This window comes from Paenibacillus chungangensis (assembly GCF_042675905.1).
GTDB lineage: Bacteria > Bacillota > Bacilli > Paenibacillales > Paenibacillaceae > Pristimantibacillus > Pristimantibacillus chungangensis.
On the sequence record NZ_JBHTJZ010000005.1, the window covers coordinates 501,338 to 522,814 of the forward strand.

Consider the following 21,477-nt stretch of genomic DNA (forward strand, 5'->3'; position numbering starts at 1 on the left):
AAGAGGAATGAAAGGGAGCGCCGTTAGGCGTTTTTCTCAATAAGAGAGGGGTGCAAGTCAGTGCCAGTTGTCCGATGTGTGCGATGCCATAACATGTTTGAAGCATTTTTCTATACATAGGCGGTTGACAGGACAGAAATAGAGGCATATAATCTTAAACGTAATCATAACGATTACTGATAATGATTTTGCGAATAGTGGAGAGAGAGAAGGGGAAGTTAAGATGAATAGTAGATTTACATTATATGGATTAGGCTCACCTGTGAGAATTACTGCAGCCGTTGTAATCACGTTACTCATTGTGCTAACTACGGCTTGCGGTAGCGGGAACGAGAATGGAGCAGCATCCGACAACGGACAGAAGCAAGCGGAGGAGAGCCGCAATAACAATGCTGCGCAAGGAAGCGCCGAACAGAAGAACGAAGACGCTTCGGACGAGGCTGATGAGCCTAAGCTACAGGTCATTACTAGCTTCTATCCTCTCCAATACATGGTGGAAGAGATTGGCGGCGAACGTGTCGAAGCGAGAAGTCTTGTCGCTGCAGGCGTAGAGCCGCATGACTGGACGCCGAAGAGCCGGGACTTGCAAGCAACTTCCAACGCAGCATTGTTCCTGTATCACGGAGCCGGTCTGGAGGGCTGGGTAGACGACTTCCTGGGCGGATTGTCTAAGGGCAGCAGTGTAGTGGCGAAGGAGATGAGCCAAGGAATCTCCCTCATTACCGGCGAAGGCGTACATGTGCATGGAGAGCACGATGAAGATGGACATCAAGATGATGAGCATGAACATGGTGAAAATAAAGCAGATGAGCAGGGGAATTCACATTCCAGCGACATCGATCCTCACACTTGGGTAAGCCCGAAGTCAGCGCTAATACTGGCGAATAATGTGAAGGACAGCTTGATCGAAGCCGATGAGTCTCATGCCGAGTATTACCAGGAAAATTATGAAGCGCTGAGAGCCAAGCTGGAAGAGCTGGATAAGCGGTATTCGGAGGAACTGGGCACGCTGAAGCAAAAGAATATCGTCGTGTCCCACCAGGCATTCGGCTATCTCGCCAGAGATTACGGCTTGACGCAGGAGTCCATAATGGGCCTGAATCCGGGAGCAGAGCCACGTGCGCAGGACATACTGGCAATAGCGAAATTTGTCAAGGAGCACGGCGTGCAATATATTTTCTTCGAGGAGCTGGTATCGGACGACTTGGCGAACATGCTTGCCCGGGAAGCGAAAGTGGATACAATGGTGCTTAATCCACTGGAAGGACTAACGAAGGAACAAGAGAAAAATGGTGAAACTTACTTGACATTAATGGAACGCAACTTGCAAAATTTGATCTTAGCCTTACAATAAAGGAATAATAAATGAATGCGGAGCTATTGCAGGCTCCGCTTTGCTGTGAGGAGGATGCATAATGAATCCGACGGGAGCCGTTGCAGCGGCAAGCTGTCATGAAGAGGTCGTCTCGGTTGACGGCGTTTCGTTCTCCTATCAACAGAAGAACGTGCTGACAGAGGTCAGCTTCGGCGTGAAGGAACGCGATTTCGTCGGCTTGATTGGCAGCAACGGCGCCGGAAAGTCGACGTTGTTGAAGCTGATTGTCGGCCTGCTCAAGCCCACGAAGGGGGAAGTCCGGCTGTTCGGCAAGCCGCTATCCCGCTTCAAGGAATGGGACCGCATCGGTTATGTGCCGCAGAAGAATGCACTCAATCCGCTATTCCCTGCAACCGTGCACGAGGTAGTGATGTCCGGGCTGTACGGGCGAGGGATGCTGTTCAAGCGAATAGGGAAGCAGGAGCTGGCCAAAGGCCAGGATGCCATGCGCGCGATGGACATTGAAGATCTGGCAGGCAAGCGAATCGGACAGCTGTCGGGCGGACAGCAGCAACGCGTCTTTCTGGCGCGTGCGCTCATCAACAATCCGTCATTGCTCATTTTGGATGAGCCGACAGTTGGCATTGATGCCGAGACGCAAGAGAGCTTCTTCCATATGCTGAGACATATGCATCAGCATCATAATATGACCTTTTTGATGGTATCGCACGATATGGAGATGATTCGCGGTTATTTGGGTCAGGAGCCGGCTTCCAAGGCAGGCAAGCTGAATTTCTACGTTAGACACTCCCACGAGACGCAAGATTGCGTGGAGGATAACTTGGCGCACAGCTTAAGCGGCTTGAGACAGCGGATGGAAAGCGGGAAGAGAGGTTGAACGCGTTTGGAAATCGTAACGAGTGAGTTTTTTCAACGGGCACTGATGGGAGGTTTGTTAATCGGCATCACCGCACCGCTTATGGGATTGATTCTGGTGCTGCGCAGATTATCGATGATCGGAGATACCCTGTCCCATGCGACGATAGCTGGCGTCGCGCTCGGCTTTCTAATTGATGAGAGCTATGCGCTGGGAATGGGGCTGGTATTCGCCTTGATTGCTGCACTGGCAATCGAGAAGCTTCGCAAAGCCTATCAGTCGTATGCCGAGCTGTCACTGGCGATCATTATGGCCGGGGGTATCGGCATGGCATCGCTGTTGTTCACGATGGGGCGAGGCTTCACGATGGATGTGGACAGCTTCCTGTTCGGCAGTATCTACACGCTGACGAATCAGGATCTGATCGTCATCGGGGTCGTCACCGTAGTCGTGCTATCCGTGCTCGGCTCTCAGATGAAGGAGATGTTCCTGATGGCGTTCGACGAGGATGCGGCTGCCGTAAGCGGCTTGCCCACGCGTATTTATAATGTTATGCTTAGCGTGCTTACGGCTTTGGTTATTACCATCGCGATCAAGATTGTAGGAGGTCTTCTTGTCTCCGCTCTGCTGACTATTCCTGCGGCATGCAGCCTGGCGGTTGCCCGAAGCTTCCGCTCCAGCGTCGTGATCGTCGTCGTAATCGGCGAGTTGGCCGTTGCTCTTGGCCTGATGATTGCAGGCATATGGAATTTAGCGCCGGGCGGTACGATCGTTATGCTGCTCATCGGTATATTGCTGCTGCTATTGCTTCTGCGCAAAACGATTGGCCGTCTGAGTTCATAAGAAGAAAATTGATTTCCAATAGAAAGAGGTATTCCCAGTGACTGATATCAATATGTGGCTGGCGCTTGGCGCCGGCTTCGCATCATTTCTGTCGCCCTGCTGTCTGCCTTTATATCCTTCTTACTTATCCTACATAACCGGCATTTCTGTCTCTGAGTTAAAGGATAACGCGATCACGAAGCGCAAAAGACTTTTAATGATGACGCATACGCTGTTCTTTTTGCTTGGGTTCAGCATGGTTTATTATGCTCTGGGTTACGGTACGAATGTGTTCAGTGAATTTTTCAGTCAGTACAATACGATTATTCGCCAATTGTCTGCACTGCTTATTATATTAATGGGCTTGTTCCTGCTCGGCATATTCAAGCCCCAGTTGCTCATGAAAGAAGTTCGTATGAATTTGATTCCGAAGAAGGTCGGCTACGTCAGTTCCTTCATATTCGGGGTCGGCTTCTCCGCAGGTTGGACGCCTTGCATGGGCCCGGCGTTAACGGCGATACTGGGCCTTGCAGCATCAGAGCCGGGCACTTGGTTTCGGCTAACGACCGCTTATGCTCTTGGCTTCGCTATTCCCTTCTTTATACTGGCATTTTTCCTTGGTACGGCTCGCTGGATACTGAAGTATTCCGCCGCTGTCATGAAGGTGGGAGGCGCGGTCATGATTTTAATGGGTATTCTATTATTCACGGATCAGATGACCAAGATTACGATATGGCTGAATGACCTGACGCCGGAATGGCTGAAATATTAGGTAAAGTATTCGATCTGCGATTGCGGGAAATGATGAAAGATGCGCTCTGACAAAAACATGCGGAGCGCATTTGCCTGTTCGTCAGGATAGACGTACTTGCCCTGTCCCCAGCGTCCCCATTTATATTTTCGTTTTTCGATCTCCATTTCCAGTTTTGTACGCGGATAGCGTTTCTCAATAACGCCTTTTGCCGTCTTCGTGAATCGGTGCTGAATGAGCTCGAACGTCAGATCGCTCCGCGCATCCATAGGCAGCGCCTTGTCCAACGCCTCAATTAGCTCCCCGTATCCAGCTTCCCATTCGTCATACCATATAATCGGCGCGATGATGAATCCGATTGGATAACCCGCACCAGCCATCTTCGCCGCAGCTTCAATGCGCTGCTCGAAGTGCGAGGTGGCGGGTTCGAAGTTTTTGATGACGTACTTGCTGTTCACACTGAATCTTACGCGAGTATGCCCGTTATGGGGAACGTCTAGCAGGGAATCTACATGATGGAATTTCGTTACGAACCTGAGACGTCCATGAGGCTGCTCCGCCATGAAGGCAATCAGCTCGCGCAGGCTCCCTGATATAGGCTCCAACCCTACAGGATCGGATGTGCAGGCCGCTTCGAAGCGCGTAACCTCCGGACTGCGTTCCTCGATGTATCCGCGCGCCGCATCCAAGATGTCGTCTATATTGACATATATCCTCACATACGGTTTCGCGCCGAGGGTTGTTTGCAAGTAGCAGTAATGGCAGTGTGCCATACAGCCAGTCGCTATAGGAATAGCATATTCCGCAGATGGCTTCGATGTATCGAATTTAAGTGTTTTGCGAATACCCACGACGAGCGTACGTTTCGCCATTCGGTATTTCTCCAGCTCGGTATCGCCCGGCAAATTCAATATGCGATTATGAGAAGTCGTCATTTTGTAAGGAATTCCTTCCTGCTTCGCCCATTGGAATATGCGTTCTCCTTTGGGGTATTCCAGAGCAGCAGGTTCAAAGTAGACCAAGTCAGGCACGAAGGACAACGAAGAACGGTCGACGCGTGGTCGTTGAATCACTTTTGTAGACATGATGAATGCCTCCACTCCTTAGTACTAATTAATGATTTTATTATGTACGTTCAGGGAGTGACTAATGACAACAAGTTGCAGGAAACAGCAAGAAAAGTGTATGATAGAGGTTGTGACGCCGAGGAAACTGGGTGAAGAAGCAAGGATAGGAGGTTCTTCAATGCCGACTCCGAGCATGGAAGATTACTTGGAACGAATCTATAAGCTCATCGAAGACAAAGGCTATGCACGGGTATCGGACATCGCCGAAGGCTTGGAGGTCCACCCTTCTTCAGTAACCAAAATGATCCAGAAGCTTGATAAAGATAATTACTTGATTTATGAGAAGTATCGTGGATTGGTTCTGACGAACAAGGGAAAGAAGATGGGAAAGCGACTGGTTGACCGTCATCATTTGTTGGAGGAATTCTTGGCGACGATTGGCGTCCAAGAAGAAAACATCTACATAGATGTAGAAGGTATCGAGCATCACTTGAGCTGGGATTCCATCACATGCATTGAGACGCTCGTCGAGTACTTCCGGCGAGACCGTAACCGGCTTGACGAGTTGCGTGCGATTAGGAGCGAGATGGATAAGGACTGATTCAGTACAGTGAGAAAAACGCCTGAACCGTAACTGTTGTAGCAGCGGTTCAGGCGTTTTTGTCTGTTGTGATCAGTGGTATTTGGGCAAGTCGTCTTCGTTGTCGTCTTTGCCGCCATCAATGACCTTGAACGGCACAGGCTTGGAACGTGAACGTTCCTTGCTGCTGCTACGCTGCTTATGAGGGTGCTGGTAGCTGCGGGCTTGCCGAACGCCTGATTGCTTCCTGCCCATGAATGAAGGCGGATATTTGTAAAGCAGGAATATGGCCCCAATGATAACGACGGGCAGCAATATGGCCATCGGGTTATCGCCTGTTGCTGTCACAATCCCGATAATCAGTAATGTAAATACGATAATGGCACCAGCTGTTAATCCGGATTTTCTCATATGCCGTCATCCCCCTTTACGTTCTTTAAACAATTCATTGATATTAAGGCTTGGTCATTTGTTCGTCTAATTCACGCATCCGGGTGAATGAAGCAATAGACACAGCCACCTGATCATCGGATGGTTCCTTCGTCGTCAGCAGCTGTAGCCATAGTCCGGGATAACCCAGATAGCGCAGTATAGGCATATCTCGGAGGGAATTCGTAAATCTCAGCACCTCATATGACAAACCTAGCACGACAGGCAGCAGCGCAATTCTAATCCAGATGCGGTCCCATATCGTCTGCCAGTCGAAGAAGGGCAGGGAATAGACGAAAACGCCTACAATAACGGTGAATACGATAAAGCTTGAGCCGCATCGATAATGTAGACGACTATATTTCTGTACGTTGTCGACGGTCAATTCCTCGCCGGCTTCATATGCGCTGATCACTTTGTGCTCCGCTCCATGGTATTGGAACAGCCGCCTAATAATTGGCGTTAAAGAAATGAAATACAGGTAAGCAAGCAGCATAATGAATTTTATGAGTCCTTCTAATAGATTATGGCCGATCTGACTTTCGAACATCTTGCCGAATAACAGCTCCTCGACAGCGGCCGGAGCAGCCGTGAACAGCAATTTCCCCGCTATAAAGGATAGAACCCCTGCTACGGCGACGCTGACGATCATGCTCAAGCTGAAGCCGCTTTCCTTCTTCTTCGCCTTTTCGCGCTCCTCTTCCGACATGTCCTCCATCTCGTCCTCCGCATAAGCTTCCATGGAGAAGTTCAGATGCTGCGATCCCTTCGCACTAGATTCAACGATGCCGACAACGCCGCGGACGAACGGTATTTTCTTGAGTGCCTGCACCCACGGCTTAGAGGCGCGTGGCACTTCATAATAAACAATTTCTTCGTTTTTGCGACGGACTGCCGTTACGTTAACATGTTTGCCCGCAAACATGACGCCTTCAATAACCGCTTGTCCCCCGTAAATATTTCTTCCGTTTTGCGACAAGTGCTGTTCACCTTCCTTGAATGGATAGCGTCGTATGCTATTCCGTAATAAGCTCCCGAATACTTTTCTATTGTACTTGATCTGTTCTCATATTGCCAATGAGAGCTCACGACTACTGCATAAGATATTTTCACATACTAATCAAAATAAGTTGACCAGAAAGGTGAGACATGCAATGCACAATGAACAGGGGAACGACAATTGGCAAGGTGGGAACAAACGAGGTGTCGAAAGGAAGAAGCATGTTACGAACCGGTGGTTGTATGCGCTGCAAATCGGCTTCTTTGGCGGGCTCATTTGGGGTGGATTGAGATGGCTGTTTTACGAGATGAAGTTCACGAAAGTATTGCCGGGCTTTCTGGGCGAACCCTTCCTGCTGACGAGCTTTCTTCGTTCGCCTTGGGGACTTGTGATAGGAATTGGGCTATATATACTGTTCTCCATTGCCGCAGCCTTCCTTTATATGATTCTGTTCAGCAAGCTTCGGGGCCCTTGGCCGGGAATGCTGTACGGTTTGTGCTGGTGGGGATTACTGTTCCTGGTGATTGGTCCGATGCTCGGCATGATGAAGCCGGTAACGGAGATCGGCTGGGACAGCCTCTTTTCCGAGCTTTGCGTGTCGCTGCTGTGGGGACTGTTCATCGGCTATTCCATCGCTTTCGAATTTACAGACGAAGCGTCCAGGGAGCCTGTTCACTCTCATTGACGATATTCAGCTTCTCAAGCGGCGGGCATTTGTGGTAAAATGTCTAATGATCTGCGACGGAACAGTGTCGTGGGCTGGTTGGGGGGCGAAAATGATGCTGAAAATCGAAGTGTTGAATGGACCCAATCTGAATATGCTTGGCATTCGCGAGCCTGGCGTATACGGCAAGGAGACGTTAGCCGCTATCGAGGAACAGGTGAGGAAAGCGTCGAAGCAGTACGGTGCAGAGGTATCGTTCTTCCAGAGTAATCATGAAGGTGTGATGATTGATCGGATACATAGCGCTTACGGGCATGCTGATGGCATCATCATTAATCCCGGCGCTTGGACGCATTACAGCTATGCGCTGCGGGATGCGCTTGGCGCTGTGAATTTGCCATTCGTTGAGGTTCACTTGTCGAATATTCATAAGCGGGAAGCTTTCCGTCATCTGTCGGTAGTGGCCCCGATTGCGATTGGCCAAATCGCCGGTTTTGGCGCGCATGGTTATGTGTTGGGACTGGAAGCGCTTGTCCGGCACTTGCAGCGCGGCTAATGCGCGGTAAATAAAGGAGTATGTTATGACGATTGATAGAGTACAGAAACTTCGAAAAGCGATGAATGACGCGGGAATCGAAGCTTTGCTCATAAGCAGTCCATACAACCGCACATATATTAGCGGATTTACCGGCTCTGCCGGTCTTGTGCTGCTTACGCATGAGAAGAGCTGGTTCCTGACCGACTTTCGCTACAGGGTGCAAGCTGCCCAGCAAGTTCATGGCTTCGATATGGTGGAGTACGGTGCGGAGCCGATGGAGTCCGTGCGTGAGCTGCTGACGGAACGGGGAGTCGGCAAGCTGGCATTCGAGCAGGAGCATGTCACTTACGGGCAATACTTGTCTTGGACTTCTGTGCTTGCCGGAATTTCTCTTCAGCCGGTTTCTTCTCTTGTAGAAGAACTCAGAATGTACAAGGACGAGTCGGAATTGACGATTATGGCTGAAGCAGCTGAGCTCGCAGACCGCACGTTCGCACACATTACGGGATTAATCCGTCCCGGAATGAAGGAGTTGGATATCGCGCTGGAGATGGAAGTATTTATGCGCAGCCACGGCGCGACCAGCTCATCCTTCGATACGATTGTCGCTTCCGGCGAGCGTTCCGCATTGCCGCACGGCGTAGCCAGCAGCCGGATTGTGGGAACGAACGAGTTCGTCAAGCTGGACTTCGGAGCGTTGTATAACGGCTATTGCTCCGATATTACACGAACCGTCGTCGTCGGTAAGTCAACGGACAAGCACCGTGAGATCTACAATATCGTACTTGAAGCCCAACTGCATGCGCTGGAGCATATTAAGCCGGGTATGACCGGCCGCGAAGCGGATGCTCTAGCTAGGGACGTCATTGCCAAGTACGGGTACGGAGACAGCTTCGGACACGGTACAGGACATGGCCTTGGCATGGAAGTGCATGAGTCGCCCCGGTTATCCAAGATGAGCGATACCGTGCTCCAGCCAGGCATGGTGGTTACGGTAGAGCCCGGCATTTACATCCCCGGATTCGGCGGCGTCCGCATCGAAGACGATATCGTCCTGACAGATTCCGGAATATCGGTATTAACCTCATCTCCGAAAGATCTTATCATTCTGGGATAGGCACTATTATAGAGGAGGGAATCAGTAATGATTTCTGTTAATGATTTTAAGACTGGCTTAACCGTACAAGTTGACAACGATATTTTCACCGTGCTGGAGTTCCAGCATGTAAAGCCGGGCAAGGGCGCTGCGTTCGTGCGTTCCAAATTGAAAAATCTGCGTAACGGGAATACAGTGGAGAAAACGTTCCGTGCAGGCGAAACGATCGGCAGAGCGATTATCGAAAACCGCGAGGTACAGTATCTGTACAACTCCGGATCTGAATACACATTCATGGACAATGAAACGTATGACCAATTCGCGCTTGACAGCAGCCAGCTGGAATGGGAAATCAATTTCCTGAAGGAAAATATGAATGTTAACATTTCCAGCTACGAGGGAGAAATTCTCGGCATTCAATTGCCTAACAGCGTCGAGCTGCAAGTGACTGAGACTGAACCGGGCGTAAAGGGCAACACAGCGCAAGGCGCAACGAAGAATGCGAAGGTGGAGACCGGTCTGAATGTGCAAGTTCCATTGTTCATAAATGAAGGCGATGTGCTTCTGATCGATACGCGTGATGGAAAGTATATTTCAAGAGCATAATTTTGCTTTGTTCAAGAGCCGTCCATATGTGATATGGATGGTTTTTTTGTGGCAAATTTTATGTGTTCAATAGATGAGCGTCTATGCTATAATATAAAATTGTATGCAAATGCCAAGGCGGGGAGTGATAAAGCTTTGTCTTTCATCGTAATGAAATTTGGCGGCAGTTCGGTAGGAACGCCGGAAAGAATGAAGAGAGTAGCGCAGCGTATTATTGACAGACAGCAAGAGGGCAATGATATTGTGGTCGTCGTGTCGGCAATGGGGGATACGACTGATGATTTGATTGATCAATCGAAACAACTGAACCCGAATCCGCCGCAGCGGGAGATGGATATGCTTCTGACGGTTGGCGAACAAATATCGATTGCATTGCTGTCTATGACCATCCAGGAAATGGGTGCGAAAGCGATGTCTTTCACTGGTTGGCAAGCAGGTATGAAAACAAACAATGCGCATGGCAAGGCAAAAATTACGGATATTCAACCGGATTCTGTGTTGAACGCCGTAAAACAGGGCCATATCGCCATTGTAGCCGGTTTTCAGGGCGTTAGTGAGGAAGGCGAGATTACAACACTTGGCCGAGGTGGCTCCGATACGACGGCAGTTGCAATGGCAGCAGCTATGAAAGCGGACATCTGCGAGATTTATACAGACGTTGACGGCGTGTACTCAACGGATCCTAGAGTGGTGAAGAACGCTCGCAAGTTGGATGAAATATCTTATGATGAGATGCTGGAGCTGGCCAACTTGGGTGCAGCCGTATTGCATCCCAGAGCAGTGGAATATGCGAAGCATTATAATGTAAAGCTTGTTGTACGGTCCAGCTTTACGGGTAATGAAGGAACATGTGTGAAGGAGGATGCGGTTATGGAACAGGGAATCGTCGTACGGGGGATTGCCTTCGACAAGAACGTGACGCGAATCAGCATTCTGGGCGTGCAGGATATTCCAGGCGTGCTGGCAGGCGTGTTCGAGGCTTTGGCGGAAAACGGCATTGATGTGGATATTATTGTGCAGAGCTTCGTCCAAGACGGCAAAGCGGACTTCTCCTTCACGATCTCCAGTGAAGATAAGCAAAAGGCGCTGAACGTCATCGAAGGCATCCGTTCGAAAGTGTCATATGATCAAGCGTCATCCGAAGAAGGACTTGTGAAGGTGTCCATAGTGGGCGCCGGAATGGTAAGCAACCCGGGGGTTGCGGCGAAGATGTTCTCCACGATATCCTCAGTCGGAGTAAGTATTAAGATGGTTAGCACCTCGGAGATCAAGTGCTCTTGCGTGATTGATTCTGCTTCCTTGCAGGATGTCATTCAAGCGCTTCATACGGCATACGGTCTGGATGCGGAAGAGAAAGCGTTCGTTGGCGGCCCGTCCGAGCGTCGCTAAAACCCTGACACAAAAAAGTAAGAGCCTGCTTTTGGCCTTCGGCGTACTCGCCGGGCGCTCCAGCAGGCTCTTTTTATTTATACCCTGATAAGCATCGAAGCGGAGCCCCATCAAGTTCAAATCCATCATGAACCGCCAAGAAGCTTGAACAGTTTGTACAGGATAGCGGTAATTCCCGCTGCCATCAGCGGACCGACGGGGATACCGCGCAATACGAGAATACCGACGATCGATCCCAGCACCAGTCCTGCGATCATGCCGGGTTCCACTTGAAGCAGCTGAAGTCCTTTGCTGTTAATGTAGGTGGCAGCAGCTCCTCCAATCAAGGCTAGAATACCTTGCCAGGAAGTGATCACCGCGACAAAGTCCTTCAGACCGACCTTGCCGGATGCGAACGGAACCAATACGCTTAACGTTAGAAATAGTAAGCCTAACTCTAATCCGCGTCGTTCGATACCGGGCAGAAATCGTTCCAAATGAACCAGCTTGATCGCCAGCAGTATGCATGCCGCCGTCGCGATAATGGATGAACGGCCTACGACGCCGACGATTATGAGCAAGACAAGCACGATTTCACCCAGCATGAGTCATACACCCTATCCCTATAAATTGCAGCCTGCGTCAGGTGGCTACATCACATTATATGGACGGGCTGTTCAGGATATGTCGATTAGTTGACCACTGCGCCATATCGGCACATTGTGGTACAGATTACGCCTGGAGCATGCCTCAATGTCTTGTGATTGTCCCAGCTTCAATAGTCTTCTTCCCGTCGTACTGTCGAATAGCGTGCTGCATATAGCGTCTTTGCGGTCGTTGTATAAGCTGTACATCGCAGCCCCGAAATCATCCATCTTCAAATCACTGATGCAATGCTCCAGTAAGCTGTGCAGCAGGAAGCCGGCACACAATCCATCCTCAATCGCAAATTCGTTATGGCTGCCCGCGCAAATCATGACGATGTCTCTCCGCTGTCTTGCGGCATAAGCTGCGCACGCTCCTCCATTCAAGAAGGCGGCGGCGATGACTTCTTGCGCTCGTAGCGATTTCAATATGGCGCGCGTTCCGTTAGTAGTCGTCAGAATGACTCTTCGTCCGGCCACCGTCTGCGGTACGTATTCATCAGGGGAATTGCCGAGTTGGAAGCCTGTTATTCGTCGACAGAAGCGCTCACCTCCCAACACGTCGCCTTCCGTGTAATATTCTCGGGCTTCCATTACCGTCTCGACTGGCTTAACAGAGGAGGCCCCTGCTGCAAGTGCAGTCGCAATTGTACTCGTTGCACGAAGTGCATCAATGACAATGGCCGTCTTATGGCAAAACTTCGCCGAGCAAGCTTCGTTCACGTTGGAGATGACCTGTACCTGCATGTTCCAACATCCCTTCCTGTCAAATCATGTACTCACAGCCGTTCTCGTAAACAGCGGACCCTCTGGCGAGGCGGAATGTGTCGGCTCTGAGGCCCCGGCGCATCGCTTCCAATGCCAAAGCGTCGCCTGGCGCTACATTGCCCAGATGAACTCCTGCTCCGAAAGCGCTGAGCAGCTCCGCCTGCTGATGCTTCAGTGGGGCTTCCCATAGAAGAGGCTCCATCTCACCTATCGCACCCTTGATCGTCTCTAGCAGATCCTGGCGGCAATGCCCTTGTTCATCGTAGAGGCCGATATTCGTACCGGATTCCCGCGCTTCAACGGCGACCAGCTGTGCGCCGGCCCGAAGATCGCATTCGGCTGTGAATGCCAGTTCATCAGCGTCGATACTGCTGCCGGCAATTTTCTTTCCGTATTCGGTCACGACAAATAAACCGCGTTGCACCCCCTGCTTGATGAGTGAGGTGCGTCGCAGCCGATCCAGGAATATGGTTCCGTCCGAGACCTCAATGCCTGTGAATCCGATTGCGCACAGCTTATCCATTAGAGGTTCAGCGGCGCCTTGTACAATGGCCGTCTCCAGCAGCGTGCCTCCAGGCATGACGATGATGCCTTGCTTAGCAGCCAGATTCAATTTCTGGCGAACGACATCCGGCTCATACAGAACGGCAGTTCCGAACGCAAGCTTAACCATATCGATGTGGCGGCCGCTAACTTCCAGGAGATCCCGGAAGGCGGACAGTCCTAATCCTTTGTCGATGATCATTGTCTTGCCAAGCCCTTTTTTGCGGCCATTCTCTCTTAGACCGCCAGGGTCAAGCAGCTCCTGCTGCCATGCTCCGATTCCCATCAACGCATTCTCCATCTGCTTATTCTCCCCATCATTCAGACTCTGGCCGGCCTGTAGAGGCAGCCAATACTGTACTATATGCACATTCGCCCAGTAGAGTGCCCTTGTGTCCGTCATGAAGTGGAGACAAGCGTGCATACATATGAATAGAGCGGAGTCTGACTTAGAAGTCTTGAAGGGGAGGGGATTGGGTTGCTGGTCAATAAGATTGTGCTCAGCATGGCGCTGATGCGAATACTGTCAGGCAGTATTGAGATTGGAGTAGCGCTGTTCATGCTTCGTTACAACGATATCGAGAGAGCGCTTGTGATGAACTCTTCTCTCGCTCTGGTCGGTCCGATTATACTGATGGCGACAACGACGGTAGGGCTAGTCGGCGTCTCGGAGCAGCTGTCGCCATCCAGATTCCTGTGGGTAGCTGCAGGAGTGACTTGTCTGTTAATCGGCATATTGAAGAAGTAGTCGGATGCAAAAAAAGCGAGACATGATTCTAACTAGACAAGCATACATATGTAACGACAAGAGACAAACATCCGGGAGTGATGAGCCATGTTGTCGTACGTATTCCAATTGTTGCCGCTGGATATGAAGAAGCTGGTGGAAAAACTGCCTCAAGAAGCAAAAGCTACGCTTGAAGAAATACGCATCAGGGAAGGTCGGCCTCTGGAGATTGTCTATGCCGACGGATACCGCTTCGTGGGAACCAATGGAAGCTTGCTTCGACAGAGCGACGGAGCGTACAAGCCGTCGGGTGAGCAATGCCGCAAGCTGCTTGAACGGATGACAAACTATTCCATCTATGCAATGGAAGAGGAGCTTCGCAGAGGCTACATAACGGTTACAGGCGGTCATCGGATCGGATTGGCTGGCAGAACGGTTCTGGACGGCGGCTCGGTAAGAGGGATACGCGATATCGGCGGATTCAACATTCGGATAGCCAGGGAGGTCATCGGAGCAGCGGGCTTCTTACTGCCCAAGCTGCTGGATCGCAGTCGGGGCAAGGTTAGGTCCACGCTTATACTGGCTCCGCCGCAGCAGGGCAAGACGACTCTCATCCGCGATATGGCAAGATCACTGAGCTATGGCTTGCCACCCGCCAACGGCCATTCTGGATGGGCAGGCATGAAGATCGGTATCGTGGACGAACGGTCGGAGATCGCGGCATGCGTTAGAGGAATTCCGACCTTCGACGTCGGACCCCGCACGGATGTCATGGACGCCTGTCCCAAAGCGGAGGGCATGATGATGTTGCTGCGGTCCATGTCGCCGGAAGTGTTGGTCGTCGATGAGATTGGTCGTAAGGAAGATGCCGAAGCAATTAGAGAAGCGAGCCATGGCGGCGTATGCGTCATTGCGACTGCGCATGCATATGACTTCCAGGATGCGATGGGTCGTCCCGAGCTGTCAAGGTTGCTGGAAGATGGTTCGTTCCACGAGGTGGTCGAGCTGAAGCGAACGTCTGGCGGTGTGATGCACCGGCTTATTCACACCCGGAAGTTAATGAGGACAGGTGCTGAGGTAGGCGAGCGTCGTGAGGTGGATTGGCCACTGGCCTCGTCGAAGTCGATCACCGCTAGGGCGGACGTTCGATGATGAGTTTCGTTGGTGCGTTATTGATCCTTATAGCCGGTACGCTGTTCGGCTTTCAGAAGGCCGCCGGCTTCGCTGAGCGGCCGAGACAGATCAGGCAGCTGACGCACGCGCTGCAGAGGCTTGAGACGGAGATTGGCTTCGCTGCTACGCCGCTGCCAGAAGCGCTTCTACGTACGGCGGAAGGTTCTCCGGAACCGCTGGCGGCGCTGCTCCGTCAAGTCTCTTCCGAATTGATTCGATCGGAAGAGAGGTCGTTCTCTGAGGTGTGGGAGGCGGCTGTAACAGACCATTGGGGTGAGCTGTCCATGGGCTCTGCGGAACGGGGAATAATTGTTCGTCTTGGCACGACACTGGGAATTAGCGACAGGGAAGATCAGTTAAAGCATTTGAAGCATGCAGTAGTTGGCCTGCGGGGTGAGGAGGAGACGGCAAGGGACGATCAGCGTCGCTATGAAAAAATGTGGAAAAGCCTTGGTTTGCTGATTGCTGCGTTAGTCGTCATTTTGATGGTGTAAGAGGGTGCTTCCGGGATGAATATTGATGTGAGCGCCATCTTCCAGATTGCCGGAATCGGCATTGTGATTGCCATGATTCATTCCGTTCTGAAGCAGATGGGCAAGGAAGATATGGCGCATTGGGTGACTGTGATCGGTTTTGTGGTCGTGTTGTTTATGGTAGTCAAGTTGTTGAACGAGCTGTTCCAAGAAATCAAGACGATCTTTCTCTTCCAGTAGGTGAATGCGGATGGACATGATTCAAATCGTAGGAATCAGCTTGATCGCCACAGTGCTTATCGTTATCGTCCGCGAGCAGAAGCCTGCGTTCGCCTTTCTGCTTGCCGCGTTCACCGGGCTGTTTATCTTCCTGTTCGTTATCGGTAAGATCGAGGCCGTCATCACCGTGCTGGAAGACTTGGCGGCACGCTCAGGCATTCCATCCGTTTATTTGAAAACCGTACTAAAAATTATCGGTATCGCTTATATAGCAGAATTCGGAGCGCAGATCGTCAGAGATGCCGGACAGGAGAGTATAGCCTCCAAAATAGAATTTGCCGGCAAGGTATTCATTCTCGTCATGGCGATTCCCATCATTAGTGTAATCGTCGAAACGGTGATCGGATTGCTGCCGGCAGGGAGCTGATTGCAGGGATGATAAGTAACCGCGCCAACGGAGGAGACAGGTTGAAGCTGCTAATCTTGCTGCTGGTCGCATGCTTCCTGCTGCCGGGGATGTCGAGCATTGGCTTCGCTTCGGATGGCGGCGACCCGGTGCGGGCAGGCGAGAGCGGACTCGGCAATGCAAGGGAAATAAGCTCAGGCCTCGCGGAGGAACAGTTGGGCGGTCTTGAGACATCATCCATCGAACAATACTGGAGCAAGTTGAGCAGCGAATATGGAGGCTACTTCCCGGAGGGGAAGGTTCCCGGTCTGAAAGAGATGATATGGCAGGGAAGTGGAGGCTTCAAGCTGTCGGATATGATGCATGGGCTGCTTCGCTATATGTGGCATGAAGTGCTCTACAACGGGAAGCTGCTTGTCACAATCGTCTTGCTAACGATATTCAGCATGGTGCTGGAGACGCTGCAGAATGCGTTCGAGCGGAATGCCGTGAGCAAGGTGGCATATTCCATTGCTTACTTTGTCTTGATAATTATCGCCGTGAACAGCTTCCATGTCGCTATCGGCTATGCCAAGGAAGCGATTCAGAGCATGATTGCGTTCATGATGGCGATGGTGCCGCTGCTGCTGACGCTGTTGGCCTCAATGGGAAGCCTTGTAACAGTATCCGTACTCCATCCGCTAATTATTTTCATGATTCACATTGTGGGAACAGTGATCTACACCGTCGTCTTCCCGCTGCTGTTCTTCTCGGCAGTCCTTCATATTGCAAGCGCCCTGACGGAGAAGTTCAAAGTGACACAGCTTGCTAATCTGCTTCGATCGGTTGCTGTTGGCCTGTTAGGTGTGCTGCTTACCGCATTCCTTGGCGTGATAACCGTCCAGGGCGCAACCGGAGCGGTAACGGATGGAGTGGCGCTTCGCACTGCCAAATTCGTCACAGGCAACTTCGTTCCTGTCGTCGGAAGAATGTTCTCCGATGCGGCAGACACCGTCATTTCCGCATCGATGGTGGCCAAAAATGCGATCGGACTCGCTGGTGTCATTATCTTGTTGTTTCTATCCGCATTTCCTGCCATCAAGATATTGACATTAGCGCTGATCTACAATATATCGGCGGCTGTCATGCAGCCGTTGGGCGATTCGCCGATTGTTGATTGCTTGTCGACGATCGGCAAAACGATGATCTATGTGTTCGCCGCTCTTGCTGCAGTCAGTCTAATGTTCTTCCTGGCTGTAACCATTATTCTAACCGCCGGCAATGCGGCGCTTATGGTTCGCTGAATGGTCCACTGATTAGGAGGTGAGGAGAATGTGGTAACATGGCTAAGCGACTGGCTAAGAGATATTATCGCAGTCATATTGCTTGCGGTTCTCGTGGAGCTGCTGCTTCCGGGCAAGGCGATGCTTCGTTACGCGAGACTGGTCATTGGCTTGTTCATTCTCCTTACCATACTGTCACCCGTACTATCGTTGCTGCAGGATGATGTGAGTATCCATCTGGAAGCAGGCTTGAAGCTGTGGGACGAGAGGACGGCGGCGAAGGAAGTGATCATGCCTTCCATAGAAGAAATTAAGCAGGAGGCGGGAGAGCTCGAGAGACAGAGAGAGCGGCAGTCGGCCAGACTGACAGCGGTCGCGCTGCAGGAAGCAATGAGGAGCGAGCTGGAGAAGCGCACTGATGTACCGATCGAGCGTATAGCTGTGGAACTGGATTGGAAGAAGGAGAGGGGTGGCGGACAGACTCCTGTCATTGCAGGCGTCACCGTAACCGTCGACTCCAATGAAGTCGCCGGCGGGACAGATGCCGGCCCGCTGGCTGAGGAGGTGGAGAACGTTCAGCCTGTGTCAGTGGATATTATTGTTCAGTCTTCGAATAGCAGTGAGCCGTTCGCTGAGAGGGAACGGGATGAGCACCCCCCGGCGGATCCAATCCTATCTTCATTCATCAAGAAAACACTGGCGAACGGCTGGACGGTACGAGAGGATCTCATTCATGTAGTGGACGTTGCAAGCAAGCAGACGGTTCCGAACGGAGGGAAGGAGGGCTAACGTGGCAAGATGGCTGGAGAAGCTGGAGTCGGCAATTGGTGGCGGGCCGTCGGGTCCCAATCGCGTCAGAACACTGAGAATATTGTTGATTCTGGGATTGATCGGCGCGCTCTTCATGCTGCTGAACGCATATCTGCCGTTCAAGGAGGTGGATTCCTCCATTCCGGAATCCGGACCTGAGCCAGAGGTTGCAGCCTGGAATCAGAGCGCCCCTACCGAATCTCCGTTCGAGACGATCGAGAAATCGCTGGAAGCTAGACTGAAGGTTATTCTGGAGAAGATCGTGGGAGTGGATTCCGTCAGCGTGCTTGTGACGGTGGATTCCACAGAAGAAGTCGTTGTGGAGCGCCATAGACAGGAATCTCAGTCTGTTACAGACGAGAGTGACAAAAATGGGGGGACGCGTCATGTGACGACGGTCAATGAGGAAGGGCAGGTAGTGCTGTATGAAGTGTCTGGCGATCAGAAGCCGATCGTCACCAAGACGGTCAATCCGAAAGTGAGAGGCATACTGATCGTGGCCAAAGGAGCGGAGAACGCGACGGTGAGAAGACTTATCGTTCAAGCGGTAGAGAGGGGCGTCAACATTACGCCAAACCGTATTTCGGTCGTGCCAAGCAAACAATAAGCAAATAAAAATGTGTAGAAATGGGAGGGTATTCGCATGAATACGAAACGTCAAACAATATGGCTGGTATCGATGTTGAGCTTGATGGTGCTCTTGTCCGCATATTATCTGTTCACTCAAGATATCGATGACGTTGGCAAGATGGCCAGCGATGCATCATCCGGACAGCAGGCCGCGGAGACGGCGGGTAAAGGGGCATTCACAGCTGAAGGCATTGTCGTGCCGGGAGGGGAATACTCTACTGCTATGAATGAAGCCGACAAGAGAGTGCTGGAGCAGCTCGAACGGGAAGGAATCGCGCAGGGCGGCGTATTCAGCCAACTGCTGGCGAAGCGGCAGGCGATGAACGAGGAGGAAGGTAACCGCATCTGGTCCGTCGTCGCTGACGTCAGCCAGAAGCCGGAAGAGGCAACGGCGGCATTCGCGGAATGGGAGAAGCTGGAGGAGAAGCATACGAGGATGACTACGCTTGAATCCAAGCTGATGGAGGATTACGAGATTGCGGTCGTATCTCCCGAGGAGAATGATCGGTATAAGGTAGTTGTTTCCAGTGATAAGCTGGAGAAGAAGGAAGCGGCCTCTATCATTGAGCAGGTGATCACGGTATTGGAAGTTAGACCGGAGCAAGTATCCGTACAGTATGTTCCCGCTCCGTAACACGAATCGGCATTCGACAAGCCCCGTTCATTCCAGGCGATCAGCCCGGCAATGTATGGGGCTTGTTGTCTTGGACAAAAAATTGATTCGTGTTAGGGCATATTTATGTTATAATGACTAACGTTATGTGAAAAAGAGGAGTGATTACGTTCATGTTCAAGTTGAGCGAGATTAAAGAATTGATCAAACTGGTCGATCAAACATCTCTTCAGGAGCTCGAAATAGAAAATGATGGAGCGCGGCTGCACATCCGCAAGCCGGGCAAAACTGAAGTTGTCAGTGTAGCGGCCGCTCCCATTACGCATACATATCAGCAACCGGTCGTGCAGCAAGTGCCGCCGGCGCAGACGCAGCATGCGGTGGAAGCGCCTGCAGCGGAATCGAAGGCCGATACGGGATCGGCCGCCCCTGCACAGAATCTGCACCAGATCGTGTCTCCTATGGTGGGAACGTTCTATAGCGCGCCATCGCCCGATGCGGATGCGTTCGTCAAGGTTGGCGATCGTGTGAAAGAAAAGAGTGTCGTCTGCATTCTGGAAGCGATGAAGTTGATGAACGAGCTGGAAGCGGAAGTGAGAGGCGAAATCGTCGACATTCTGGTGACGAACGGTCAACTGGTTGAATACGGCCAGCCGCTGTTCCTTGTAAAGCCGGAGTAATTGATCCCGTCTGGGAAACTTGGTAGAAAGGGGATCCTACGTGAAATTCCATAAACTATTAATCGCCAATCGCGGCGAGATTGCCGTTAGAATCATTCGGGCTTGTCGTGAACTTGGCATTGCTACTGTGGCTGTCTATTCCGAGGCCGATCGGGACGCCCTTCATGTCCGATTGGCAGATGAAGCTTATTGCATCGGACCGACGCCATCCAAGGACAGCTACCTGAATTTGACCAATATTATGAGCGTAGCGACCATCACGGAATGCGACGCCATTCATCCTGGCTACGGGTTCCTCTCTGAGAATGCGGATTTCGCTGAAATATGCGAATCCTGTAATATCGCATTCATCGGGCCTTCCCCGGAGGCCATCAGCAAGATGGGCGACAAGTCTGTGGCGAAGTTGACGATGAAAGCTGCTGACGTGCCCGTCATTCCCGGCTCTGACGGACTGATCGAGAGTCTGGAAGACGCAGTGCGGATTGCGCGCGATATTGGCTATCCCGTCATTATTAAGGCGACTGCGGGCGGCGGCGGCCGCGGCATCCGCATTGCCGAGACGGAGGAAGCGCTAATTAGCGGTATTAAGACCGCTCAGCAGGAAGCGCAGAACGCCTTCGGCAACGCCGGTGTCTATCTGGAGAAATTCCTGACGGGCATGAAGCATGTAGAAGTACAGATTATGGCGGACAAGCACGGCAATGCGGTCCATCTGTTCGAGCGAGACTGCTCCGTGCAGCGCAGGCGTCAGAAGCTGATCGAAGAGGCGCCCTGCCCGGTGTTAACCCCGGAGCTTCGGGAGCGTATGGGACAGGCTGCCGTTCGCGCTGCGCTCGCCGTGGACTATTCCGGAGCGGGTACGCTTGAGTTCTTGCTTGGGCCCGACGGGAACTTCTACTTCATGGAGATGAACACGCGCATCCAGGTTGAGCATCCTGTAACAGAGATGATCACAAGCATTGACTTAATTAAAGAGATGATCAGTGTAGCGCAGGGCAACCCGCTCTCATTCGCCCAGGAAGATGTCAAGATCAACGGCTGGTCCATTGAATGTCGGATTAACGCAGAGGACTCTGAGCGTAACTTCATGCCTTCAGCGGGACATGTGCCGTTCTACCTGCCGCCGGGCGGCAATGGCGTACGCGTTGACAGCGCTGTGTATCCCGGGTATACAATCTCACCGCATTACGATTCCATGATTGCGAAGCTGATCGTATGGGGCAATACGCGGGATGAGGCAATTGCCCGCATGAAGCGCGCCTTGTCTGAATTTGCGATTGAAGGCATACGGACAACGATACCTTTTCATTTGAAGGTGCTTGAGCATCCCGTATTCATCAAGGGCGACTTCGACATCAAGTTTTTAGAGGAGCACGAGATCTGATTTCGCGCTTGGATATGTTGGAAGGTATAGTT

The 21,477-nt window shown here is 51.6% G+C and carries 27 protein-coding genes; 21 read left to right on the top strand and 6 right to left on the bottom strand.

Annotated features, from left to right (window positions below; genetic code table 11):
• The first annotated feature begins 223 nt into the window (after positions 1-223).
• From ACFQ2I_RS04715 to ACFQ2I_RS04730, 4 genes are all read left to right on the top strand, one after another.
• Entirely contained in the window at positions 224-1,354 is a 1,131-nt protein-coding gene (locus tag ACFQ2I_RS04715; protein ID WP_377562499.1) for a metal ABC transporter solute-binding protein, Zn/Mn family, read from the top strand.
• A 61-nt stretch (positions 1,355-1,415) separates the two neighbouring features.
• Positions 1,416-2,213, top strand: coding sequence for a metal ABC transporter ATP-binding protein (locus tag ACFQ2I_RS04720; protein ID WP_377562500.1), 798 nt, complete (start codon positions 1,416-1,418; stop codon positions 2,211-2,213).
• 6 nt (positions 2,214-2,219) lie between these two features.
• Complete coding sequence (locus ACFQ2I_RS04725) at positions 2,220-3,035, top strand: metal ABC transporter permease (RefSeq protein WP_377562501.1); 816 nt, start codon at positions 2,220-2,222, stop codon at positions 3,033-3,035.
• Between the two features lie 37 nt (positions 3,036-3,072).
• Positions 3,073-3,786, top strand: a complete 714-nt coding sequence (locus ACFQ2I_RS04730) for a cytochrome c biogenesis CcdA family protein (RefSeq protein WP_377562502.1) — start codon at positions 3,073-3,075, stop codon at positions 3,784-3,786.
• Here the strand turns inward: ACFQ2I_RS04730 and splB are convergent.
• Positions 3,783-4,850, bottom strand: coding sequence for a spore photoproduct lyase (gene splB / locus ACFQ2I_RS04735; RefSeq protein ID WP_377562503.1), 1,068 nt, complete (start codon positions 4,848-4,850; stop codon positions 3,783-3,785). The two genes, ACFQ2I_RS04730 and splB, sit on opposite strands and share 4 nt — an antisense overlap.
• Positions 4,851-5,010: 160 nt before the next feature.
• On the opposite strand from splB, the gene mntR reads away from it, so the two are divergent.
• Positions 5,011-5,433, top strand: coding sequence for a transcriptional regulator MntR (gene mntR / locus ACFQ2I_RS04740; protein ID WP_377562504.1), 423 nt, complete (start codon positions 5,011-5,013; stop codon positions 5,431-5,433).
• A 72-nt stretch (positions 5,434-5,505) separates the two neighbouring features.
• On the opposite strand, the gene ACFQ2I_RS04745 is transcribed toward mntR, so the two are convergent.
• Complete coding sequence (locus tag ACFQ2I_RS04745; RefSeq protein WP_377562505.1) at positions 5,506-5,823, bottom strand: hypothetical protein; 318 nt, start codon at positions 5,821-5,823, stop codon at positions 5,506-5,508.
• A 43-nt stretch (positions 5,824-5,866) separates the two neighbouring features.
• On the bottom strand, positions 5,867-6,766 hold the full coding sequence (locus ACFQ2I_RS04750) for a DUF1385 domain-containing protein (RefSeq protein ID WP_377562972.1): 900 nt from the start codon (positions 6,764-6,766) through the stop codon (positions 5,867-5,869).
• Between the two features lie 229 nt (positions 6,767-6,995).
• Between ACFQ2I_RS04750 and ACFQ2I_RS04755 the strand changes: the two genes are divergently transcribed.
• From ACFQ2I_RS04755 to ACFQ2I_RS04775, 5 genes are all read left to right on the top strand, one after another.
• Positions 6,996-7,526, top strand: a complete 531-nt coding sequence (locus ACFQ2I_RS04755; RefSeq protein ID WP_377562506.1) for a YqhR family membrane protein — start codon at positions 6,996-6,998, stop codon at positions 7,524-7,526.
• A gap of 94 nt (positions 7,527-7,620) precedes the next feature.
• The gene (gene aroQ, locus ACFQ2I_RS04760) at positions 7,621-8,061 is read left to right on the top strand and encodes a type II 3-dehydroquinate dehydratase (protein WP_377562974.1); all 441 of its coding nucleotides are present in this window, start codon (positions 7,621-7,623) and stop codon (positions 8,059-8,061) included.
• Positions 8,062-8,086: 25 nt separating this feature from the next.
• Positions 8,087-9,160: a M24 family metallopeptidase gene (locus ACFQ2I_RS04765; protein ID WP_377562507.1), complete on the top strand. Its 1,074-nt coding sequence runs from the start codon at positions 8,087-8,089 to the stop codon at positions 9,158-9,160.
• A gap of 27 nt (positions 9,161-9,187) precedes the next feature.
• Positions 9,188-9,745, top strand: a complete 558-nt coding sequence (efp, locus tag ACFQ2I_RS04770) for an elongation factor P (protein WP_377562508.1) — start codon at positions 9,188-9,190, stop codon at positions 9,743-9,745.
• 135 nt (positions 9,746-9,880) lie between these two features.
• On the top strand, positions 9,881-11,134 hold the full coding sequence (locus tag ACFQ2I_RS04775; protein WP_377562509.1) for an aspartate kinase: 1,254 nt from the start codon (positions 9,881-9,883) through the stop codon (positions 11,132-11,134).
• A gap of 125 nt (positions 11,135-11,259) precedes the next feature.
• On the opposite strand, the gene ACFQ2I_RS04780 is transcribed toward ACFQ2I_RS04775, so the two are convergent.
• The 3 genes from ACFQ2I_RS04780 to ACFQ2I_RS04790 all read right to left on the bottom strand — a co-directional run bounded on the left by ACFQ2I_RS04780 (position 11,260) and on the right by ACFQ2I_RS04790 (position 13,369).
• Positions 11,260-11,718 carry a DUF441 domain-containing protein gene (locus ACFQ2I_RS04780; protein ID WP_377562510.1) on the bottom strand — a complete coding sequence of 153 codons (459 nt, stop codon included), beginning with the start codon at positions 11,716-11,718 and terminating at the stop codon, positions 11,260-11,262.
• 72 nt (positions 11,719-11,790) lie between these two features.
• Complete coding sequence (locus ACFQ2I_RS04785; RefSeq protein ID WP_377562511.1) at positions 11,791-12,504, bottom strand: 2-phosphosulfolactate phosphatase; 714 nt, start codon at positions 12,502-12,504, stop codon at positions 11,791-11,793.
• A 19-nt stretch (positions 12,505-12,523) separates the two neighbouring features.
• On the bottom strand, positions 12,524-13,369 hold the full coding sequence (locus ACFQ2I_RS04790; RefSeq protein WP_377562512.1) for a phosphosulfolactate synthase: 846 nt from the start codon (positions 13,367-13,369) through the stop codon (positions 12,524-12,526).
• A 180-nt stretch (positions 13,370-13,549) separates the two neighbouring features.
• On the opposite strand from ACFQ2I_RS04790, the gene ACFQ2I_RS04795 reads away from it, so the two are divergent.
• The 11 genes from ACFQ2I_RS04795 to accC all read left to right on the top strand — a co-directional run bounded on the left by ACFQ2I_RS04795 (position 13,550) and on the right by accC (position 21,445).
• Positions 13,550-13,816: a YqhV family protein gene (locus tag ACFQ2I_RS04795; protein ID WP_377562975.1), complete on the top strand. Its 267-nt coding sequence runs from the start codon at positions 13,550-13,552 to the stop codon at positions 13,814-13,816.
• Positions 13,817-13,903: 87 nt separating this feature from the next.
• A complete protein-coding gene (gene spoIIIAA / locus ACFQ2I_RS04800; RefSeq protein WP_377562513.1) occupies positions 13,904-14,947 on the top strand; it encodes a stage III sporulation protein AA in 1,044 nt (347 codons plus the stop codon).
• Complete coding sequence (spoIIIAB, locus tag ACFQ2I_RS04805; RefSeq protein ID WP_377562514.1) at positions 14,944-15,462, top strand: stage III sporulation protein SpoIIIAB; 519 nt, start codon at positions 14,944-14,946, stop codon at positions 15,460-15,462. Before spoIIIAA ends, spoIIIAB begins: the two co-directional genes overlap by 4 nt.
• A 15-nt stretch (positions 15,463-15,477) precedes the next feature.
• Positions 15,478-15,681, top strand: a complete 204-nt coding sequence (spoIIIAC, locus tag ACFQ2I_RS04810) for a stage III sporulation protein AC (protein WP_262677842.1) — start codon at positions 15,478-15,480, stop codon at positions 15,679-15,681.
• Positions 15,682-15,691: 10 nt separating this feature from the next.
• Complete coding sequence (gene spoIIIAD / locus ACFQ2I_RS04815; protein ID WP_377562515.1) at positions 15,692-16,087, top strand: stage III sporulation protein AD; 396 nt, start codon at positions 15,692-15,694, stop codon at positions 16,085-16,087.
• An 8-nt stretch (positions 16,088-16,095) separates the two neighbouring features.
• On the top strand, positions 16,096-17,349 hold the full coding sequence (spoIIIAE, locus tag ACFQ2I_RS04820) for a stage III sporulation protein AE (protein ID WP_377562516.1): 1,254 nt from the start codon (positions 16,096-16,098) through the stop codon (positions 17,347-17,349).
• Between the two features lie 30 nt (positions 17,350-17,379).
• Positions 17,380-18,117: a stage III sporulation protein AF gene (gene spoIIIAF, locus ACFQ2I_RS04825; RefSeq protein WP_377562517.1), complete on the top strand. Its 738-nt coding sequence runs from the start codon at positions 17,380-17,382 to the stop codon at positions 18,115-18,117.
• A 1-nt stretch (position 18,118) separates the two neighbouring features.
• The gene (gene spoIIIAG, locus ACFQ2I_RS04830) at positions 18,119-18,745 is read left to right on the top strand and encodes a stage III sporulation protein AG (protein ID WP_377562518.1); all 627 of its coding nucleotides are present in this window, start codon (positions 18,119-18,121) and stop codon (positions 18,743-18,745) included.
• A 36-nt stretch (positions 18,746-18,781) separates the two neighbouring features.
• Positions 18,782-19,402, top strand: coding sequence for a SpoIIIAH-like family protein (locus ACFQ2I_RS04835; RefSeq protein WP_377562519.1), 621 nt, complete (start codon positions 18,782-18,784; stop codon positions 19,400-19,402).
• Between the two features lie 152 nt (positions 19,403-19,554).
• Positions 19,555-20,061, top strand: a complete 507-nt coding sequence (accB, locus tag ACFQ2I_RS04840) for an acetyl-CoA carboxylase biotin carboxyl carrier protein (RefSeq protein WP_377562520.1) — start codon at positions 19,555-19,557, stop codon at positions 20,059-20,061.
• Positions 20,062-20,101: 40 nt separating this feature from the next.
• Entirely contained in the window at positions 20,102-21,445 is a 1,344-nt protein-coding gene (accC, locus tag ACFQ2I_RS04845) for an acetyl-CoA carboxylase biotin carboxylase subunit (RefSeq protein ID WP_377562521.1), read from the top strand.
• The last annotated feature ends 32 nt before the right edge of the window (positions 21,446-21,477 follow it).

Bases quoted from the DNA above. Each gene is read 5' to 3' on its own strand.
- ACFQ2I_RS04715 (WP_377562499.1), top strand. From the start codon at position 224: ATGAATAGTAGATTTACATTATATGGATTAGGCTCACCTGTGAGAATT.
- ACFQ2I_RS04720 (WP_377562500.1), top strand. From the start codon at position 1,416: ATGAATCCGACGGGAGCCGTTGCAGCGGCAAGCTGTCATGAAGAGGTC.
- splB (WP_377562503.1), bottom strand. From the start codon at position 4,850: ATGTCTACAAAAGTGATTCAACGACCACGCGTCGACCGTTCTTCGTTG.
- mntR (WP_377562504.1), top strand. From the start codon at position 5,011: ATGCCGACTCCGAGCATGGAAGATTACTTGGAACGAATCTATAAGCTC.
- ACFQ2I_RS04745 (WP_377562505.1), bottom strand. From the start codon at position 5,823: ATGAGAAAATCCGGATTAACAGCTGGTGCCATTATCGTATTTACATTA.
- ACFQ2I_RS04750 (WP_377562972.1), bottom strand. From the start codon at position 6,766: ATGTTTGCGGGCAAACATGTTAACGTAACGGCAGTCCGTCGCAAAAAC.
- ACFQ2I_RS04755 (WP_377562506.1), top strand. From the start codon at position 6,996: ATGCACAATGAACAGGGGAACGACAATTGGCAAGGTGGGAACAAACGA.
- aroQ (WP_377562974.1), top strand. From the start codon at position 7,621: ATGCTGAAAATCGAAGTGTTGAATGGACCCAATCTGAATATGCTTGGC.
- ACFQ2I_RS04765 (WP_377562507.1), top strand. From the start codon at position 8,087: ATGACGATTGATAGAGTACAGAAACTTCGAAAAGCGATGAATGACGCG.
- efp (WP_377562508.1), top strand. From the start codon at position 9,188: ATGATTTCTGTTAATGATTTTAAGACTGGCTTAACCGTACAAGTTGAC.
- ACFQ2I_RS04780 (WP_377562510.1), bottom strand. From the start codon at position 11,718: ATGCTGGGTGAAATCGTGCTTGTCTTGCTCATAATCGTCGGCGTCGTA.
- ACFQ2I_RS04785 (WP_377562511.1), bottom strand. From the start codon at position 12,504: ATGCAGGTACAGGTCATCTCCAACGTGAACGAAGCTTGCTCGGCGAAG.
- ACFQ2I_RS04790 (WP_377562512.1), bottom strand. From the start codon at position 13,369: ATGGAGAATGCGTTGATGGGAATCGGAGCATGGCAGCAGGAGCTGCTT.
- spoIIIAA (WP_377562513.1), top strand. From the start codon at position 13,904: ATGTTGTCGTACGTATTCCAATTGTTGCCGCTGGATATGAAGAAGCTG.
- spoIIIAB (WP_377562514.1), top strand. From the start codon at position 14,944: ATGATGAGTTTCGTTGGTGCGTTATTGATCCTTATAGCCGGTACGCTG.
- spoIIIAC (WP_262677842.1), top strand. From the start codon at position 15,478: ATGAATATTGATGTGAGCGCCATCTTCCAGATTGCCGGAATCGGCATT.
- spoIIIAD (WP_377562515.1), top strand. From the start codon at position 15,692: ATGGACATGATTCAAATCGTAGGAATCAGCTTGATCGCCACAGTGCTT.
- spoIIIAE (WP_377562516.1), top strand. From the start codon at position 16,096: ATGATAAGTAACCGCGCCAACGGAGGAGACAGGTTGAAGCTGCTAATC.
- ACFQ2I_RS04835 (WP_377562519.1), top strand. From the start codon at position 18,782: ATGAATACGAAACGTCAAACAATATGGCTGGTATCGATGTTGAGCTTG.
- accB (WP_377562520.1), top strand. From the start codon at position 19,555: ATGTTCAAGTTGAGCGAGATTAAAGAATTGATCAAACTGGTCGATCAA.